Origin of the sequence: Lentilactobacillus dabitei (genome assembly GCF_019061365.1) — a bacterium.
GTDB lineage: Bacteria > Bacillota > Bacilli > Lactobacillales > Lactobacillaceae > Lentilactobacillus > Lentilactobacillus dabitei.
Genome location: NZ_JAHPPD010000015.1, coordinates 1 through 14,650 on the forward strand (window position 1 = coordinate 1; position 14,650 = coordinate 14,650).

Sequence of the window (14,650 nt, forward strand, 5' to 3'; positions counted from 1 at the left end):
ACGGACAGGAAATGTCCGTTTTTTTATTCTAACGAGAAACAAAAAATCTGTCATCAGTAATAGATAAAATCTATTACCAACGACAGATATTGTAGAACCTAATTAAGGACTAGAGGATTCTAGTTCTTTTTTTGTTGGTTGAAGGATCGGCTAGCTTGCTACAATTGAAACAAGCTTATTTTGAAATGCTAAAATCTATGGTAAAGTTGTATTAGAAAAATTTGTTCTGCAACCGGATAGGTAGATTGGTCACATAAAACCGTTTATCCCATGCATAGTACAGTTTTTAAGGAAATCAAATCAAGGGAGCTTTCACTGGACGTACCATTAATAGACTCCTGAAATTACAATTTGACTGAGGAGACGGCTTACATGTCATTTCCTAAGGACTTTAATCTGCTCACTTTTTAAATTAATTCGCCAATGCCCTTGTTTTATGGGGCATTTTTTAGTACAATATTTGAGTACTTGTTTTTAGGGATTAGTTTGCCTAAAAATCATTACGTATTAGCTTTGATGTGAAAGGTTGCGACACACCCGGATGCTTTGCCATGGGTTTGGCGGTAATTTTCACGGAGTTAGTCATATTTTCAAAATAGACGAAGGAGGGAATACAATGGCAAAACAAAAAATTCGTATCCGCTTGAAGGCATACGAGCATCGCATCTTAGACCAATCCGCAGACAAGATTGTTGCTACTGCGCAAAGAACTGGAGCTACTATTTCAGGTCCAATTCCATTGCCAACTGATCGTACAATCTACACTGTTTTGGCTTCACCACATAAATTTAAGGATTCACGTGAGCAATTTGAAATCTTGACTCACAAACGTCTAATTGACATTTTAAATCCAACACCTAAGACAGTCGACTCATTAATGAAGCTCGACTTGCCAAGTGGTGTGGATATCGAAATCAAACTATAATAATTACAATATATTGGAGGTGTACTCATGACCAGAAAAGGAATCTTAGGAAAGAAAGTTGGAATGACTCAAGTTTTCACTGATAACGGCGAATTAGTTCCAGTAACTGTTGTTGAAGTGACACCTAATGTCATTATGCAAATCAAGACCGTTGAAAATGACGGTTACGAGGCTGTTCAATTAGGTTATTCTGATAAGCGCGCTGTGCTTACCAACAAGCCTGAACAGGGTCATGCAAACAAAGCTAAAACTACTCCTAAGCGCTTCATTAAAGAAATCAAAGATGTTGAGCTGGGAGATTACAAAGTATCTGACGAAGTTAAGGCTGATATTTTTGAACCAGGAGACATCGTTGATGTAACTGGTACGACAAAAGGTCATGGATACCAAGGAAACATTCATAAAGATGGTCAATCACGTGGACCAGAAACTCACGGTTCTCGTTATCACCGTCGTCCAGGTTCTTTAGGTGTTATTATTAACCGAGTTGTTCCTGGTATGAAATTACCCGGAAGAATGGGTAACAAAACAGTAACTATTCAAAACCTTGAAGTTGTCAGCACAGATCTAGACAACAACGTTATCTTAATTAAGGGTAATGTACCTGGTGCCAATAAATCATTCGTTACAATTAGATCAGCTGTTAACGGCGGATCAAAAAAGTAGAAAGGAGGCAACCATAGATGACTGATGTAGCATTATACAAACAAGATGGAAGCAAGAATGGTACTGTTGCACTTAATGATGGTATCTTCGGCATTGAGCCAAACAATAACGTCGTATTTGACGCAATTGTCATGCAACGTGCTTCTCTTCGTCAAGGAACGCATTCCGTTAAGAACCGTTCTGCAGTTCGCGGTGGAGGTAAGAAGCCATGGCGTCAAAAGGGTACTGGTAGAGCTCGTCAAGGTTCTATCCGTTCACCACAGTGGCGTGGTGGTGGAATTGTCTTCGGACCAACTCCACGATCATACTCATACCGTTTGCCTAAGAAAGTATCACGATTGGCATTGAAGTCAGTATTATCTGAAAAAGTTTCAGATGACAAATTGGTTGTAATCGATTCATTATCATTCGATGCACCTAAGACCAAGGACTTTGCTGAGATGTTAGACAAATTAAACGTTTCAACTAAGACATTAGTAGTTTTGGAAGATGACAACGAAAAGGCATTGTTATCAGCACGTAATTTAGAAAATGTAAAGGTTGTTTCTGCTAATGGAATCAACACTTTAGATGTTGCTGATCATGATAAAGTTATCATTACAAAAGCTGCTCTTTCTCAAGTAGAGGAGGTGCTCGCATAATGGAATCACGCGATATTATTTTACGTCCAGTAATTACTGAAGAGACAACCAGCAAGATGGACAATAAGACATACACATTCGATGTTGATTTACGAGCAACCAAGACACAGGTCAAAAAAGCTACTGAAGACATTTTCGATGTTAAAGTTGTTAAAGTAAACATCATGAACGTAAGAGGAAAATTAAAGCGTCAAGGTAGATATGCCGGTTATACTCGGAAACGCCGTAAGGCTATTGTTACCTTGTCCGCAGATTCAAAAGAAATCGAATTATTCAGTGAAGAATAATTTATAATCTGAAATTAGGAGGGAAACGTTGTGGCCATTAAAACATATAAGCCAACCAGTAACGGTCGACGCAATATGACAAGCTTGGACTACAGTGGCATTACTAAAACTAAGCCAGAGAAGTCCTTACTTGAATCAAAAAGCAAAACAGCCGGTCGTAATAACTATGGTCGAATGACTGTTCGTCACCGTGGCGGTGGAAACAAGAACCAATATCGTATCATCGATTTTAAACGTATCAAAGATAATGTTGAAGCGACTGTCAAAGCGATTGAATATGATCCTAACCGGACCGCCAATATTGCTTTATTAGTCTATGAAGATGGTGTTAAATCATACATCATTGCGCCTAAGGGATTGAAAGTTGGAGATAAGGTTGAATCTGGTCCTGATGCAGATATCAAGGCTGGTAATGCATTACCACTTTCGAACATTCCTGTAGGTTCAATTATCCATAATATCGAAATCAAGCCTGGTAAGGGTGGTCAGCTTGCTCGTTCAGCTGGTGCATCTGCCCAATTGCTTGGCCGTGATGGTAAATACTCATTGGTTCGCCTCTCATCAGGTGAAGTTCGTTTGGTTCTTAGCACAAACCGTGCTTCTATCGGTTCTGTTGGAAACGAAGAACATGAATTGATCAACGTTGGTAAAGCTGGTCGAACACGTTATAAGGGTCAACGCCCACATGTTCGTGGATCAGTTATGAACCCTAACGATCACCCTCATGGTGGTGGTGAAGGTAAAGCACCAGTTGGTCTTCCATCACCATTATCACCATGGGGTAAGAAGACAGTTGGTAAGAAGACCCGTTCTAAGAAGGCACGTTCAAACAAATTTATTGTACGTCGTCGTAAGGGTTCAAAGATGTAATTTAATCCACTAAAAAGAACTAATACTGAAACAGAGGAGGTTGCAAAATGAGTCGTAGTTTGAAAAAAGGACCATTTGCCGATGAGTACTTACTTAAAAAAGTAGATGCTCAGAAGGATCAAGACAAAAAGTCTGTTATTAAGACATGGTCACGTCGTTCAACGATTTTCCCAAGCTTTATTGGATATACATTTGCTGTTTATGATGGACGGAAACACGTCCCAGTTTATATTCAAGAAGACATGGTAGGCCATAAGCTTGGAGAATTTGTTCCAACGCGGACATTCCATGGTCATAATACTGACGATAAGAAGACTGTTTAAAGCAAGGAGGATAACAAATGGCTGAACAAGTTACATCAGCAAAAGCAACTGCTAAAACTGTTCGCATTGCCGCACGAAAGGTCCGTCTTGTAGTTGATCTTATCAGAGGCAAGAGCGTTGCCGAAGCCGCCGCAATCTTAGATTTCACCCCACGCGGTGCTTCTCCAGTGGTTTCAAAAGTACTTAAATCTGCTGTTGCAAATGCAGAAAACAATTTTGATTTAGATAGCGAAAACTTATTTGTTAGTGAAGCCTTCGTTAATGAAGGGGCAACTCTTAAGCGGTTCCGTCCGCGTGCTAAGGGTTCTGCATCACCAATCAATAAGCGAACTAGTCACATTACAATCATTGTATCTGAAAAAGAGGAGGGGTAACGCGTGGGTAATAAGGTAAATCCTAATGGTTTACGAGTTGGAATCATTCGCGATTGGGAAGCTAAATGGTACGCAGGCAAGAACTATGCTGCATATCTTCGTGAAGATTTACAAATCCGTAAATATATAGAGAAACGTCTTGCTAGCGCGTCAGTTTCTACTGTTGAAATTGAACGTGCCGCAAATCGCGTTAATGTTTCGATTCACACTGCTAAACCAGGAATGGTTATTGGTAAGGGTGGACAAGAAGTAGAGAATCTTCGTAAAGAACTCAATGACTTAACTGGCAAACGGGTTCACATCAACATCATCGAAATCAAGAAGCCTGATTTGGATGCTAAGTTGGTTGGTGAAAACATTGCTCGCCAATTGGAAGGCCGTGTTGCATTCCGTCGTGCAATGCGTCAATCAATGCAACGAACAATGCGTGCCGGTGCTCAAGGTATTAAGACTCAGGTTTCTGGACGTCTTAATGGTGCCGATATGGCTCGAGTTGAGAGTTATTCTGATGGAACTGTTCCATTGCATACTTTAAGAGCAGATATTGACTACTCATGGGTTGAAGCTTTTACTACTTATGGTTCCATTGGTGTAAAGACTTGGATCTATCGTGGTGAGATTCTCCCTGAAAAGCCAAAGAACAGTAAAGCTGATAAAGGAGGGAAATAAACATGTTAGTACCTAAACGTGTAAAGCATCGTCGTGAACATCGTGGCAAGCTTCGCGGAGCCGCTAAGGGTGGCAAAACGGTTACTTTCGGTGACTACGGTTTACAAGCACTTGATTCACATTGGATCACAAACCGTCAAATCGAAGCATGTCGTGTGGCGATGACTCGTCATATGAAGCGTGGAGGAAGAGTTTGGATTAAGATTTTCCCTCACAAGTCATATACTGAAAAAGGTGTCGGAGTTCGAATGGGTAATGGTAAAGGTACACCAGCAGGCTGGGTATCACCAGTTAAGCGTGGTAAAGTATTGTTTGAAATTGGCGGCGTTGATAAAGCAACCGCTCATGAAGCATTACGCCTTGCATCAAACAAACTTCCTGTTCGTACTAAGATCATAGAACGTGAGGAAGTAGGTGGCGAATCAAATGAAGGCTAAAGATATTAATGAGTTAACCACTGCTCAAATGATTGATAAAGAAAAAGATTATAAAGATGAACTGTTCAATCTTCGTTTCCAATTAGCCACTGGTCAGTTGGAAAACACCGCGCGATTAAAGCAAGTTCGTAAAAACATTGCGCGGATCAAGACTGCACTTCGTCAACAAGAATTAAACAAGTAGAATACGATAAGGGAGGTATAATTAATGGCTGAAGAACGCAACGAGCGTAAAGTTTATCAGGGACGTGTTGTTTCTGACAAGAGTAACAAAACCATCACGGTTGAAGTTTCAACATACAAAACTCACCCACGTTATGGCAAACGTATTCGTTACTCAAAGAAATTCACTGCTCATGATGAAAACAATGAAGCTAAGACCGGCGACACAGTTGAAATTATGGAAACTCGTCCATTGTCTAAGACAAAACGTTTCCGTCTAATCAAAATTGTTGAAAAAGCGGTTATCATTTAACTTAAATTAATTATCGTATTCTATTTTAACGACGAAGGGAGGATATACCTGTGATTCAACAAGAAAGTCGATTAAAAGTTGCCGACAACTCAGGTGCAAGAGAATTGCTTACTATCAAAGTTTTAGGTGGCTCAACTAGAAGGTATGCCGGAATCGGCGATACCATCGTTGCTACTGTAAAACAAGCAACACCAGGTGGCGTTGTCAAAAAGGGTGATGTTGTTAAAGCCGTTGTTGTACGTACAAAGTCAGTTACTCGTCGTACAGATGGTTCTTACATTCGCTTTGACGAAAATGCTGCCGTTTTGATTCGTGATGACAAGAGTCCCCAAGGCACTCGTATCTTTGGCCCGGTTGCTCGTGAATTACGTGATAACAACTTCATGAAGATTGTTTCATTAGCTCCAGAAGTACTTTAATAACAACCAGGATATAAGGAGGTGCCGCAGATGTTCATTAAAACTGGTGACAAAGTTCGTGTTATTAGTGGTAAGGACAAAGGTAAGGAAGGGACAGTCACTAAGACTATCGCTTCAAAAGACCGTGTGATTGTTGAAGGTATCAACAAAGTTAAAAAGCATACCAAAGCTTCTTCTACCAACCCTCAAGGTGGGATCGTAGATGCTGAAGCACCAATCCACGTTTCAAATGTGATGTTAATTGATCCATCTACCAACGAACCAACTCGCATTGGGATCAAAGTTGAAGATGGCAAAAAAGTACGTTACTCAAAGAAATCGCAAAAAGCGATTGATTAACTTTTAACGAAAGGAGGATACCCTTTAAATGTCAAGTCGTTTACGAGAAAAATTCAATTCTGAAATTACCCCACACATGATGGATAAGTTCAGTTATAAATCAGTTATGCAAGCTCCAAAGCTTGATAAGATTGTTTTAAACATGGGTGTTGGTGATGCTGTTACTAACGCTAAGAATCTTGATGAAGCCGTTGCTGAATTAGCACTTATTTCAGGTCAAAAGCCTTTGATTACAAAAGCCAAGAAATCAATCGCCGGCTTTAGATTGCGTGAAGGTAATGCAATTGGTGCCAAAGTAACACTCCGTGGAGATCGGATGTATGACTTCTTGGATAAATTAATTAACGTTTCACTACCACGTGTTCGTGACTTCCATGGTGTAAGTAGCCGTGCTTTTGATGGTCGCGGAAACTACACACTAGGTGTTCGTGAACAATTAATTTTCCCTGAAATTGATTATGATAATGTTAACCGTGTCAGAGGTATGGATATTGTAATCGTAACTACAGCAAATACCGATGAAGAATCACATGAATTGTTGGCTCAATTCGGTATGCCATTTGCTAGATAATTGAGGAGGTTTCACATTGGCTAAAAAATCATTAATTGTAAAAAGTGAACGCCCTGCAAAGTTCTCAACACAAAATTACACACGTTGTGAGCGCTGTGGACGACCTCGTTCAGTATACAAGAAATTTCATTTATGCCGTCTTTGCATCCGTGAACTTGCCCACAAGGGTCAAATTCCTGGCATGAAGAAAGCTAGTTGGTAATATATTAAAAAGGAGGTTGTGCGCTGATGTCTATGACTGATCCAATTGCAGACTTTTTAACTCGCATCCGTAATGCGAACATGGTTTACCATGAAACAGTTGAAGTTCCTGCATCAAAAATCAAACGAGACATCGCTGAAATTCTCAAACGTGAGGGTTTTGTACGCGATGTTGAATATATCGAAGATGACAAGCAAGGCGTTATCCGGGTTTTCCTGAAATATGGAAAGGATAAACAACGTGTCATTACTGGCTTGAAGCGAATTTCAAAGCCAGGCTTGCGTTCATACGTGAAAGCAGATGCTGTTCCTAAGGTTTTAAATGGTCTTGGAATTGCAATTATTTCAACATCAAACGGTGTTATTACTGATAAGCAGGCACGCGCCCAGAAAATTGGCGGCGAAGTGTTAGCATACGTTTGGTAATAAATTCATTCAAATTGGAGGTGTGATAGATGAGTCGTATTGGTTATAAAACTGTTGTTTTGCCAAAGGGTGTTGAAGTTAAAACTGACGGAGACACAGTAACTGTTAAGGGTTCCAAGGGTACTTTATCTCGTGAGATGTCACCAGAAATCAAGATGAACGTCAAAGATAATGAAGTAAACTTCGAACCAATTGGCGACTACAATGACAAGATCCGTGCCTTGCATGGAACATCCCGTGCCAACTTCAACAACATGGTTGAAGGGGTTACAAACGGATTCAAGAAAACATTGAAGCTTGTCGGTGTTGGATACCGTGCTCAACTTAAAGGTAAAACTTTAACATTGAATGTTGGTTATTCAAACCCAGTTGAAATGAAAGTTCCCGATGACATTACACTTGAAGTTCCTGATAACACTACTATTCATATTAGTGGTATTAGCAAACAACATGTCGGTGACTTTGCTGCATCTGTTCGTGCCGTTCGTTCACCTGAACCATATAAAGGTAAAGGTATTCGTTACGAAAACGAACATATTATTCGTAAGGAAGGTAAGACTGGTAAGTAATTTATCAGCCTAATAAAATTTTGAGGTGACTATTGTGATTTCTAAACCAGATAAAAATAAGAGTCGGAAACGTCGTCATAACCGTGTCCGCAACAAAATTTCTGGTACTGCCGAGTGCCCACGCTTGAATGTTTATCGTTCTAATACAAACATCTACGCTCAAGTAATTGATGACGTAGCGGGTGTAACGCTTGTTAGTGCCTCAACACTAGATTCTGCAATCAGTGATGGAAACAAGACTGAACAAGCAGCCGGTGTTGGTAAATTAGTAGCTCAACGTGCAAGCGAAAAGAATATCAAAAAGGTTGTTTTTGATCGTGGTGGCTATTTGTATCATGGTCGTGTTCAAGCTCTTGCCGATGCAGCCCGTGAAAATGGACTGGAATTCTAATAAAGGAGGAATAACCGCACATGAAGAAATTTATTGATCCAGAAAAGTTAGAGCTTGAAGACAACGTTGTATCAATCAACCGGATCACTAAAGTTGTTAAAGGTGGACGTCGTCTTCGTTTCGCTGCTTTGGTAGTTGTCGGAGACAAGCACGGACATGTTGGTTTTGGAACTGGTAAAGCACAAGAAGTTCCTGAAGCAATTCGTAAAGCAGTTGAAGCAGCTCGTAAAAACTTGATTGAGGTTCCGATTGTTGGTACAACAATTCCTCACGAAGTTTTAGGAACTTTCGGTGGTGGCCGTATTATGTTGAAGCCCGCTGAAGAAGGTTCTGGAGTTGCAGCTGGTGGCGCTGTTCGTTCCGTGATGGAATTAGCTGGCGTCGATGATGTTACTAGTAAACGATTGGGTTCAAATACTCCTATCAACGTTATCCGAGCAACATTCCAGGGCTTGGCTGAATTGAAAAGTGCTGAAGAAGTTTCAGCTCTACGTGGTGTTTCAACTCAACATTTAGCTGAATAAGGAGGGTGTTTTAAATGGCTCAATTAAAAATTACTTTAAAACGTAGCGTAACTCACCGCCTCCCAAAGCAACGTAAAATTGTGAAGGCACTTGGCCTCGGCCGAGTTAATAGTACCGTTGTCAAACCAGATAACGAATCTATTCGTGGGGCTTTGTTCCAAATCGCTCACTTAATTGAAGTTGAACAAGTTAAAGACTAAATAAATTCGTAAGGAGGTGCCAATTTCATGAAATTGCATGAATTGAAGGCTGCAGAAGGTTCTCGTTCATTACGTACTCGTAAGGGTCGCGGTCGTTCAGCAGGTAAAGGTAAGACTGCTGGTCGTGGACAAAAAGGACAAAAAGCTCGTGGAAAGACTCGTGTAGGATTCGAAGGTGGCCAAATGCCATTATATCGTCGAACTCCAAAGCGTGGTTTTAACAACATCAACCGTAAAGAATATGCAGTTGTTAATGTTGCTAAACTTGAAACTTTCGATGATGGTACTGAAGTAACACCTGAATTACTTCAAACTTCTGGAATCGTTAAGAATGCCAAATCTGGTATTAAGGTTCTTGGTGATGGTGAACTTACTAAAAAATTAACCGTTAAGGCTAATAAATTTTCGAAAGCTGCACAATCCGTTATTGAAAATGCGGGCGGTAAAATCGAGGTGGTTTAATGCTCTCGACTTTGGCAAGTGCGTTCAAAGTTAAAGAAATTAGAAACAAAATCCTTTTTACGCTTTTTGTTTTGGTAATATTCCGACTAGGAGCATACATAACTGTTCCCGGTATTAACGCGAAAGCACTTCAATCGGTTGCTTCTTCAGGACTAGTTAGTATTTTGAATACATTTAGTGGTGGGGGGCTCACGAACTATTCTATCTTTGCGATGGGAGTTTCACCGTACATCACTGCTCAAATTATTATTCAATTACTTCAAATGGATATTGTTCCTAGATACGTTGAGTGGGGAAAACAAGGAGAGGTTGGTCGACGAAAGTTGAATCAACATACTCGTTACTTAACGGTTATCCTTGCTTTCTTCCAATCAGTTGGAATTACAGCTGGATTTAATCAATTAAGTAGTTTGAACTTAGTGAATAACCCAAGTATCAAAACATTTGTTATTATCGGTTTGATTTTAACAGGTGGAACAATGTTAACCACATGGATGGGTGACATGATTACCGAACGAGGGATTGGAAATGGAATTTCCATGATCATCTTTGCTGGTATTGTTGCTCGAATTCCAGTTGGATTACAGTCATTGTGGCAACAATATTTTGTTGGAGTCACCGGTTCTGATTTATGGCAACCAATCTTGTTTGCCATTGCCCTTCTAATTATTGTTTTGGTAATTGTTACATTCGTCACTTGGGTCCAACAGGCTGAGCGACGAGTACCAATTCAATATACTCGAAGAGTTTCAGGATCACCTGACAGCAGTTATCTTCCTTTGAAAGTTAACGTTGCTGGTGTTATTCCAGTTATTTTTGCAAGTTCATTTATTGCAACTCCACAAACAATTCTGATGGCATTTACAAATAACTATTCGACCGCTGCTTGGTTTCAAATATTAAATAATGTGTTTAATATGCAGACACCGACCGGGGCCGCATTCTATACCATTTTGATTATTATGTTCACTTTCTTCTATGCGTTTGTTCAGGTTAACCCAGAGAAACTGTCTGAGAACTTGCAGAAACAGGGAAGTTACATTCCTGGGGTTTGGCCCGGACATGAAACCCAATCATATGTTTCAGATCTGTTGATGAAATTAAGTACTGTTGGTGCTTTGTTCCTAGGAGTTGTTTCATTGATTCCGTTAATTGCGCAAAATCTTTGGAATTTGGATGAATCAATCGGACTTGGTGGAACTAGTTTACTAATCGTTGTTGGTGTTGCAATCGAAACAATTCGTCAAATTCGTGGATTAATGATGAAACGTGAGTATGTTGGTTTCATTCATGGACCACGGCCAACTGATGAATAATTGATCGCAAGATTTTAATCAACGAGGAGGAGTTACAGAATGTCATTGAATTTAATTTTAATGGGATTGCCTGGTGCAGGTAAAGGTACTCAAGCACAATATATTGTTGATAAATATAAGATTCCGCATATTTCTACTGGTGATATGTTTCGAGAAGCAATTTCTAACAGAACACCTCTTGGACTCAAAGCAAAAGAATATACGGATAAGGGAAACCTTGTACCAGACGAAGTGACAAATGGAATTGTTAAGGAACGATTGGCCGAAGATGATACCAAGCCTGGCTTTCTGTTAGATGGTTATCCACGAACTTTAGAGCAAGCGGATGCATTAGCTAAGATGACAGAAGATTTAGGCAAGCCATTGTCTGCGGTTGTTAACATTGATGTTGATCCTAAACTGTTAACTGATCGGTTAACTGGCAGATTCATTTGTAAGAATTGTGGTGCAACTTATCATGAGTTGTATCATATGCCAAAGGTTACAGGAACTTGCGACGTTTGTGGTGGTCATGAATTCTATCAACGTGAAGACGATAAGCCTGAGGCCGTTAAGACTCGACTTCAAGTTAACATCAAGATGAATACACCATTGATTTCATATTACAAAGACCGCAATTTACTGCACAACGTTGATGGCAGTAAATCTATCGACGATGTTTGGCAAAATGTTGACAAAATTCTTAGCTCTCTTTAATTGCTATTCATAAGGTGTTGAGACGATTAGATTGATGAAATATGTTGAATGTGGTAGACTATCAAAGGTTTGTCAAGTTAATTTATTTAATTCAATCTAAATTTAACATTGGAGGTGTTATTGAGTGGCTAAAGATAATGTTATTGAAGTTGAAGGAAAAGTGGTTGAAACATTGCCAAACGCAATGTTTCGTGTCGAACTTGAAAACGGACACGAAATTCTAGCTCATGTTTCTGGGAAAATTCGGATGCATTACATTCGGATCCTTCCTGGAGACAAGGTTACTGTTGAAATGTCTCCTTACGATCTGAGTAAGGGTAGAATCACTTATCGATTTAAGTAATTCTTGTCTTCATCATTTTTCGAGGAGGATTAAAAATGAAAGTACGACCATCAGTAAAACCAATGTGTGAACATTGTAAGGTTATCAAACGAAAAGGCCGAGTAATGATTATTTGCTCAGCAAATCCAAAGCATAAACAACGCCAAGGTAAATAAACATAAACAGGAGGTGTATGCTCAATGGCTCGTATTGCCGGAATTGATTTACCCCGTGATAAGCGAATTGTCATCGGACTAACATATATATTTGGTATCGGCACGACGACTTCCCAAAAGATTCTTGCTCAAGCAGGTGTCTCAGAAGACGTCCGTGTTCGTGATTTAACACCAGACCAAGAAGACAAAATCCGTGAGATTGTTAGTAATCTAAAAATTGAAGGTGACTTACGTCGTGAAGTAAGTATGAACATCAAGCGTCTTCAAGAAATTGGTTCATATCGTGGAATGCGTCACCGTCGTGGTTTGCCTGTTCGTGGTCAACATACCAAGAACAATGCCCGCACTAGAAAAGGCAGCAAAGTTGCCGCAGGCAGAAGAAAATAATAAATAAAGGAGGTCATCTGTTTTTATGGTAAACAAAAAGACAAGTCGCAAGCGCCGGGCTAAAAAGAATATTGCGTCAGGTATTGCACATATTCACTCAACCTTCAACAATACTTTAGTTATGATTACTGACGCCCAAGGAAACGCTGTTTCTTGGTCATCAGCTGGTGCATTGGGCTTCCGTGGAAGTCGTAAGTCAACTCCATTTGCCGCTCAAATGGCTGCTGAAGCAGCTGCGAAGGCTTCAATGGAACATGGAATGAAATCCGTTGAAGTAGCTGTTAAAGGACCAGGTTCTGGTCGTGAAGCTGCTATTCGTGCACTTCAAGCTACTGGTTTGGAAGTCACTGCTATTCGTGATGTTACTCCGGTACCTCACAATGGATCTCGTCCTCCAAAGCGTCGTCGAGTTTAATTAGAGACATTCAATATAGTGAAGTTTATTTTGTTTGAGTATATTGATATTTTGCATGTAGACTCACGCGTTTTGAAAGGGGTTAATGATAAGAATGATTGAATTTGAAAAGCCTAACATTCATAAGATAGAAGAGACTAAGAACTACGGTGAAGTTGTCGTAGAGCCACTGGAACGTGGTTATGGAACTACCCTTGGTAATTCTTTACGACGAACTTTATTGTCATCACTCCCCGGGGCTGCTGTTACCAGTATCCAGATTGATGATGTTCTGCATGAATTTTCAACTATTAAGGGAGTAGTTGAAGATGTTACTCAAATTATCTTGAATGTTAAGAAAATTTCTTTGAAATTAGATGGGCCAGAAGATGAAGAAGAGAATCTAGAGATCGACGTCATTGGTCCTGCTGATGTTACTGCCGGTGATATTCAAGGTGATAGTGATGTAACGGTCTTAAATCCTGACTTGCACATTGCTACAGTCGCTGATGGGGCTACATTCCATATGCGATTAACTGCCAACAAGGGTCGCGGCTATGTTTCTGCTGTTGAAAACAAGAAGCGTAGTTCAGAGATGCCTATTGGAGTGCTTCCGGTCGATTCAATTTATACCCCAATCGAACGTGTCAACTATCAAGTTGAAAGCACTCGGGTTGGACAACGTGATGATTTTGATAAGCTGACTTTGGATGTTTGGACTGATGGTTCAATCACACCAAGTGAAGCCGTTAGTTTAGCAGCCAAAATTTTAACTGAACATCTTGAAATGTTCGTTGATTTGACTGATGAAGCTAAAAATACCGAAATCATGGTTGAAAAAGAAGAGACCCATAAGGAAAAGATGCTGGAAATGACAATTGAGGAATTGGACTTATCTGTTCGTTCATACAATTGTTTGAAACGTGCCGGCATTAACACTGTTCAAGAACTTACTGAAAAGACCGAAGCTGACATGATGAAAGTTCGTAACTTAGGTCGTAAGTCACTTGAAGAGGTCAAAGAAAAATTAGCTGCATTAGGCCTTTCACTTCGTAAAGAAGACTAACAAATAAAAAAGGAGGACATCTAAATTATGAGTTATCGGAAATTACAACGTAGTAGCGAACATCGTCGTTCATTGCTTCGGAATTTGACAACTGACTTGATCATTCATGGTCAGATTGTGACCACTGAAGCTAAAGCCAAGGAAGTTCGTTCAACTACCGATAAGATGATTTCACTTGGTAAGCGCGGTGATTTACACGCTCGTCGACAAGCTGCCGCATTCATTCGGGATGTTGTTGCAGATGTTAAAGAAGATGGTGATGATATTACCGTTACTACTGCTTTGCAAAAAGTATTCGGCGACTTAGCTACTAAGTATGCTGATCGTAATGGTGGTTACACTAGAATCTTAAAGACTATGCCTCGTCGCGGTGACGGTGCTCCAATGGTTATCCTTGAATTGGTTGACTAATCGTCTTTAATTCAATCACATATTTTCACGAGAATCACTCAGGTTATTGGTATAGAACGTTATGATGGTGGATCTTATTCCTAGTCTAGTTTGAATGTGAGACGCGTCTCATG

General features: G+C 40.0%; 29 protein-coding genes. All 29 read left to right on the forward strand.

Features of this window, described 5'->3' with window-relative positions; all coding sequences use genetic code 11:
- The first annotated feature begins 616 nt into the window (after positions 1-616).
- Positions 617-925 carry a 30S ribosomal protein S10 gene (rpsJ, locus tag KTE19_RS03685; RefSeq protein ID WP_013728505.1) on the forward strand — a complete coding sequence of 103 codons (309 nt, stop codon included), beginning with the start codon at positions 617-619 and terminating at the stop codon, positions 923-925.
- A 27-nt stretch (positions 926-952) separates the two neighbouring features.
- A complete protein-coding gene (gene rplC / locus KTE19_RS03690; RefSeq protein WP_054747202.1) occupies positions 953-1,591 on the forward strand; it encodes a 50S ribosomal protein L3 in 639 nt (212 codons plus the stop codon).
- Positions 1,592-1,608: 17 nt separating this feature from the next.
- Positions 1,609-2,232: a 50S ribosomal protein L4 gene (gene rplD / locus KTE19_RS03695; RefSeq protein WP_217163069.1), complete on the forward strand. Its 624-nt coding sequence runs from the start codon at positions 1,609-1,611 to the stop codon at positions 2,230-2,232.
- Positions 2,232-2,519 (forward strand): 50S ribosomal protein L23, encoded by a 288-nt coding sequence (gene rplW / locus KTE19_RS03700; protein WP_217341654.1) that lies wholly within the window; start codon positions 2,232-2,234, stop codon positions 2,517-2,519. The genes rplD and rplW overlap by 1 nt, the downstream gene beginning before the upstream one ends.
- Positions 2,520-2,549: 30 nt before the next feature.
- Entirely contained in the window at positions 2,550-3,389 is an 840-nt protein-coding gene (rplB, locus tag KTE19_RS03705; RefSeq protein ID WP_082622250.1) for a 50S ribosomal protein L2, read from the forward strand.
- A 47-nt stretch (positions 3,390-3,436) separates the two neighbouring features.
- The gene (gene rpsS, locus KTE19_RS03710) at positions 3,437-3,712 is read left to right on the forward strand and encodes a 30S ribosomal protein S19 (protein ID WP_056983216.1); all 276 of its coding nucleotides are present in this window, start codon (positions 3,437-3,439) and stop codon (positions 3,710-3,712) included.
- 17 nt (positions 3,713-3,729) lie between these two features.
- Complete coding sequence (gene rplV / locus KTE19_RS03715) at positions 3,730-4,086, forward strand: 50S ribosomal protein L22 (RefSeq protein ID WP_217341656.1); 357 nt, start codon at positions 3,730-3,732, stop codon at positions 4,084-4,086.
- A gap of 3 nt (positions 4,087-4,089) precedes the next feature.
- Positions 4,090-4,755 (forward strand): 30S ribosomal protein S3, encoded by a 666-nt coding sequence (gene rpsC, locus KTE19_RS03720; RefSeq protein ID WP_054747194.1) that lies wholly within the window; start codon positions 4,090-4,092, stop codon positions 4,753-4,755.
- A 2-nt stretch (positions 4,756-4,757) separates the two neighbouring features.
- Positions 4,758-5,192 (forward strand): 50S ribosomal protein L16, encoded by a 435-nt coding sequence (rplP, locus tag KTE19_RS03725; protein WP_054747192.1) that lies wholly within the window; start codon positions 4,758-4,760, stop codon positions 5,190-5,192.
- The gene (gene rpmC / locus KTE19_RS03730) at positions 5,182-5,376 is read left to right on the forward strand and encodes a 50S ribosomal protein L29 (RefSeq protein ID WP_008211818.1); all 195 of its coding nucleotides are present in this window, start codon (positions 5,182-5,184) and stop codon (positions 5,374-5,376) included. The genes rplP and rpmC overlap by 11 nt, the downstream gene beginning before the upstream one ends.
- A 24-nt stretch (positions 5,377-5,400) precedes the next feature.
- On the forward strand, positions 5,401-5,667 hold the full coding sequence (gene rpsQ / locus KTE19_RS03735) for a 30S ribosomal protein S17 (protein ID WP_054747189.1): 267 nt from the start codon (positions 5,401-5,403) through the stop codon (positions 5,665-5,667).
- A gap of 50 nt (positions 5,668-5,717) precedes the next feature.
- Entirely contained in the window at positions 5,718-6,086 is a 369-nt protein-coding gene (rplN, locus tag KTE19_RS03740) for a 50S ribosomal protein L14 (RefSeq protein WP_054747187.1), read from the forward strand.
- A 30-nt stretch (positions 6,087-6,116) separates the two neighbouring features.
- The gene (rplX, locus tag KTE19_RS03745) at positions 6,117-6,425 is read left to right on the forward strand and encodes a 50S ribosomal protein L24 (RefSeq protein WP_008855792.1); all 309 of its coding nucleotides are present in this window, start codon (positions 6,117-6,119) and stop codon (positions 6,423-6,425) included.
- 28 nt (positions 6,426-6,453) lie between these two features.
- A complete protein-coding gene (rplE, locus tag KTE19_RS03750) occupies positions 6,454-6,996 on the forward strand; it encodes a 50S ribosomal protein L5 (RefSeq protein ID WP_054747184.1) in 543 nt (180 codons plus the stop codon).
- 16 nt (positions 6,997-7,012) lie between these two features.
- Positions 7,013-7,198 carry a type Z 30S ribosomal protein S14 gene (locus KTE19_RS03755; protein WP_003635667.1) on the forward strand — a complete coding sequence of 62 codons (186 nt, stop codon included), beginning with the start codon at positions 7,013-7,015 and terminating at the stop codon, positions 7,196-7,198.
- 26 nt (positions 7,199-7,224) lie between these two features.
- Complete coding sequence (gene rpsH / locus KTE19_RS03760; protein WP_008855790.1) at positions 7,225-7,623, forward strand: 30S ribosomal protein S8; 399 nt, start codon at positions 7,225-7,227, stop codon at positions 7,621-7,623.
- Positions 7,624-7,652: 29 nt separating this feature from the next.
- Positions 7,653-8,192 (forward strand): 50S ribosomal protein L6, encoded by a 540-nt coding sequence (gene rplF, locus KTE19_RS03765; protein ID WP_217163066.1) that lies wholly within the window; start codon positions 7,653-7,655, stop codon positions 8,190-8,192.
- Between the two features lie 34 nt (positions 8,193-8,226).
- On the forward strand, positions 8,227-8,583 hold the full coding sequence (gene rplR, locus KTE19_RS03770; RefSeq protein WP_217163065.1) for a 50S ribosomal protein L18: 357 nt from the start codon (positions 8,227-8,229) through the stop codon (positions 8,581-8,583).
- A 20-nt stretch (positions 8,584-8,603) separates the two neighbouring features.
- Positions 8,604-9,107 (forward strand): 30S ribosomal protein S5, encoded by a 504-nt coding sequence (gene rpsE / locus KTE19_RS03775; protein WP_217163064.1) that lies wholly within the window; start codon positions 8,604-8,606, stop codon positions 9,105-9,107.
- A gap of 14 nt (positions 9,108-9,121) precedes the next feature.
- The gene (gene rpmD, locus KTE19_RS03780; RefSeq protein WP_013728487.1) at positions 9,122-9,307 is read left to right on the forward strand and encodes a 50S ribosomal protein L30; all 186 of its coding nucleotides are present in this window, start codon (positions 9,122-9,124) and stop codon (positions 9,305-9,307) included.
- A gap of 27 nt (positions 9,308-9,334) precedes the next feature.
- Complete coding sequence (gene rplO / locus KTE19_RS03785; protein ID WP_054747178.1) at positions 9,335-9,769, forward strand: 50S ribosomal protein L15; 435 nt, start codon at positions 9,335-9,337, stop codon at positions 9,767-9,769.
- Positions 9,769-11,085 carry a preprotein translocase subunit SecY gene (gene secY, locus KTE19_RS03790; protein ID WP_217163062.1) on the forward strand — a complete coding sequence of 439 codons (1,317 nt, stop codon included), beginning with the start codon at positions 9,769-9,771 and terminating at the stop codon, positions 11,083-11,085. The genes rplO and secY overlap by 1 nt, the downstream gene beginning before the upstream one ends.
- A gap of 45 nt (positions 11,086-11,130) precedes the next feature.
- On the forward strand, positions 11,131-11,781 hold the full coding sequence (locus KTE19_RS03795) for an adenylate kinase (RefSeq protein ID WP_283817066.1): 651 nt from the start codon (positions 11,131-11,133) through the stop codon (positions 11,779-11,781).
- Between the two features lie 124 nt (positions 11,782-11,905).
- Positions 11,906-12,124, forward strand: coding sequence for a translation initiation factor IF-1 (gene infA / locus KTE19_RS03800; protein ID WP_008855782.1), 219 nt, complete (start codon positions 11,906-11,908; stop codon positions 12,122-12,124).
- A gap of 35 nt (positions 12,125-12,159) precedes the next feature.
- Positions 12,160-12,279: a 50S ribosomal protein L36 gene (gene rpmJ, locus KTE19_RS03805; protein WP_008855781.1), complete on the forward strand. Its 120-nt coding sequence runs from the start codon at positions 12,160-12,162 to the stop codon at positions 12,277-12,279.
- 24 nt (positions 12,280-12,303) lie between these two features.
- Positions 12,304-12,666, forward strand: a complete 363-nt coding sequence (gene rpsM / locus KTE19_RS03810; RefSeq protein WP_054747174.1) for a 30S ribosomal protein S13 — start codon at positions 12,304-12,306, stop codon at positions 12,664-12,666.
- 25 nt (positions 12,667-12,691) lie between these two features.
- Positions 12,692-13,081: a 30S ribosomal protein S11 gene (rpsK, locus tag KTE19_RS03815; protein ID WP_054747173.1), complete on the forward strand. Its 390-nt coding sequence runs from the start codon at positions 12,692-12,694 to the stop codon at positions 13,079-13,081.
- A 94-nt stretch (positions 13,082-13,175) separates the two neighbouring features.
- Positions 13,176-14,126 (forward strand): DNA-directed RNA polymerase subunit alpha, encoded by a 951-nt coding sequence (locus tag KTE19_RS03820; protein WP_056949308.1) that lies wholly within the window; start codon positions 13,176-13,178, stop codon positions 14,124-14,126.
- 27 nt (positions 14,127-14,153) lie between these two features.
- A complete protein-coding gene (gene rplQ, locus KTE19_RS03825) occupies positions 14,154-14,537 on the forward strand; it encodes a 50S ribosomal protein L17 (protein ID WP_054747168.1) in 384 nt (127 codons plus the stop codon).
- Positions 14,538-14,650: the final 113 nt, after the last annotated feature.

What these genes read in the sequence shown, in the direction of transcription:
- rpsH (WP_008855790.1), top strand. Translation starts at nt 7,225, where the DNA reads ATGTCTATGACTGATCCAATTGCAGACTTTTTAACTCGCATCCGTAAT.
- rpsJ (WP_013728505.1), top strand. Translation starts at nt 617, where the DNA reads ATGGCAAAACAAAAAATTCGTATCCGCTTGAAGGCATACGAGCATCGC.
- rplX (WP_008855792.1), top strand. Translation starts at nt 6,117, where the DNA reads ATGTTCATTAAAACTGGTGACAAAGTTCGTGTTATTAGTGGTAAGGAC.
- rpsE (WP_217163064.1), top strand. Translation starts at nt 8,604, where the DNA reads ATGAAGAAATTTATTGATCCAGAAAAGTTAGAGCTTGAAGACAACGTT.
- rpsQ (WP_054747189.1), top strand. Translation starts at nt 5,401, where the DNA reads ATGGCTGAAGAACGCAACGAGCGTAAAGTTTATCAGGGACGTGTTGTT.
- rplD (WP_217163069.1), top strand. Translation starts at nt 1,609, where the DNA reads ATGACTGATGTAGCATTATACAAACAAGATGGAAGCAAGAATGGTACT.
- rpsS (WP_056983216.1), top strand. Translation starts at nt 3,437, where the DNA reads ATGAGTCGTAGTTTGAAAAAAGGACCATTTGCCGATGAGTACTTACTT.
- rpsM (WP_054747174.1), top strand. Translation starts at nt 12,304, where the DNA reads ATGGCTCGTATTGCCGGAATTGATTTACCCCGTGATAAGCGAATTGTC.
- KTE19_RS03820 (WP_056949308.1), top strand. Translation starts at nt 13,176, where the DNA reads ATGATTGAATTTGAAAAGCCTAACATTCATAAGATAGAAGAGACTAAG.
- rplV (WP_217341656.1), top strand. Translation starts at nt 3,730, where the DNA reads ATGGCTGAACAAGTTACATCAGCAAAAGCAACTGCTAAAACTGTTCGC.
- rplQ (WP_054747168.1), top strand. Translation starts at nt 14,154, where the DNA reads ATGAGTTATCGGAAATTACAACGTAGTAGCGAACATCGTCGTTCATTG.
- secY (WP_217163062.1), top strand. Translation starts at nt 9,769, where the DNA reads ATGCTCTCGACTTTGGCAAGTGCGTTCAAAGTTAAAGAAATTAGAAAC.
- rplE (WP_054747184.1), top strand. Translation starts at nt 6,454, where the DNA reads ATGTCAAGTCGTTTACGAGAAAAATTCAATTCTGAAATTACCCCACAC.
- rpmD (WP_013728487.1), top strand. Translation starts at nt 9,122, where the DNA reads ATGGCTCAATTAAAAATTACTTTAAAACGTAGCGTAACTCACCGCCTC.
- rplC (WP_054747202.1), top strand. Translation starts at nt 953, where the DNA reads ATGACCAGAAAAGGAATCTTAGGAAAGAAAGTTGGAATGACTCAAGTT.
- rpsK (WP_054747173.1), top strand. Translation starts at nt 12,692, where the DNA reads ATGGTAAACAAAAAGACAAGTCGCAAGCGCCGGGCTAAAAAGAATATT.
- rplO (WP_054747178.1), top strand. Translation starts at nt 9,335, where the DNA reads ATGAAATTGCATGAATTGAAGGCTGCAGAAGGTTCTCGTTCATTACGT.
- rplW (WP_217341654.1), top strand. Translation starts at nt 2,232, where the DNA reads ATGGAATCACGCGATATTATTTTACGTCCAGTAATTACTGAAGAGACA.
- rplP (WP_054747192.1), top strand. Translation starts at nt 4,758, where the DNA reads ATGTTAGTACCTAAACGTGTAAAGCATCGTCGTGAACATCGTGGCAAG.
- rplF (WP_217163066.1), top strand. Translation starts at nt 7,653, where the DNA reads ATGAGTCGTATTGGTTATAAAACTGTTGTTTTGCCAAAGGGTGTTGAA.
- rpmJ (WP_008855781.1), top strand. Translation starts at nt 12,160, where the DNA reads ATGAAAGTACGACCATCAGTAAAACCAATGTGTGAACATTGTAAGGTT.
- rpmC (WP_008211818.1), top strand. Translation starts at nt 5,182, where the DNA reads ATGAAGGCTAAAGATATTAATGAGTTAACCACTGCTCAAATGATTGAT.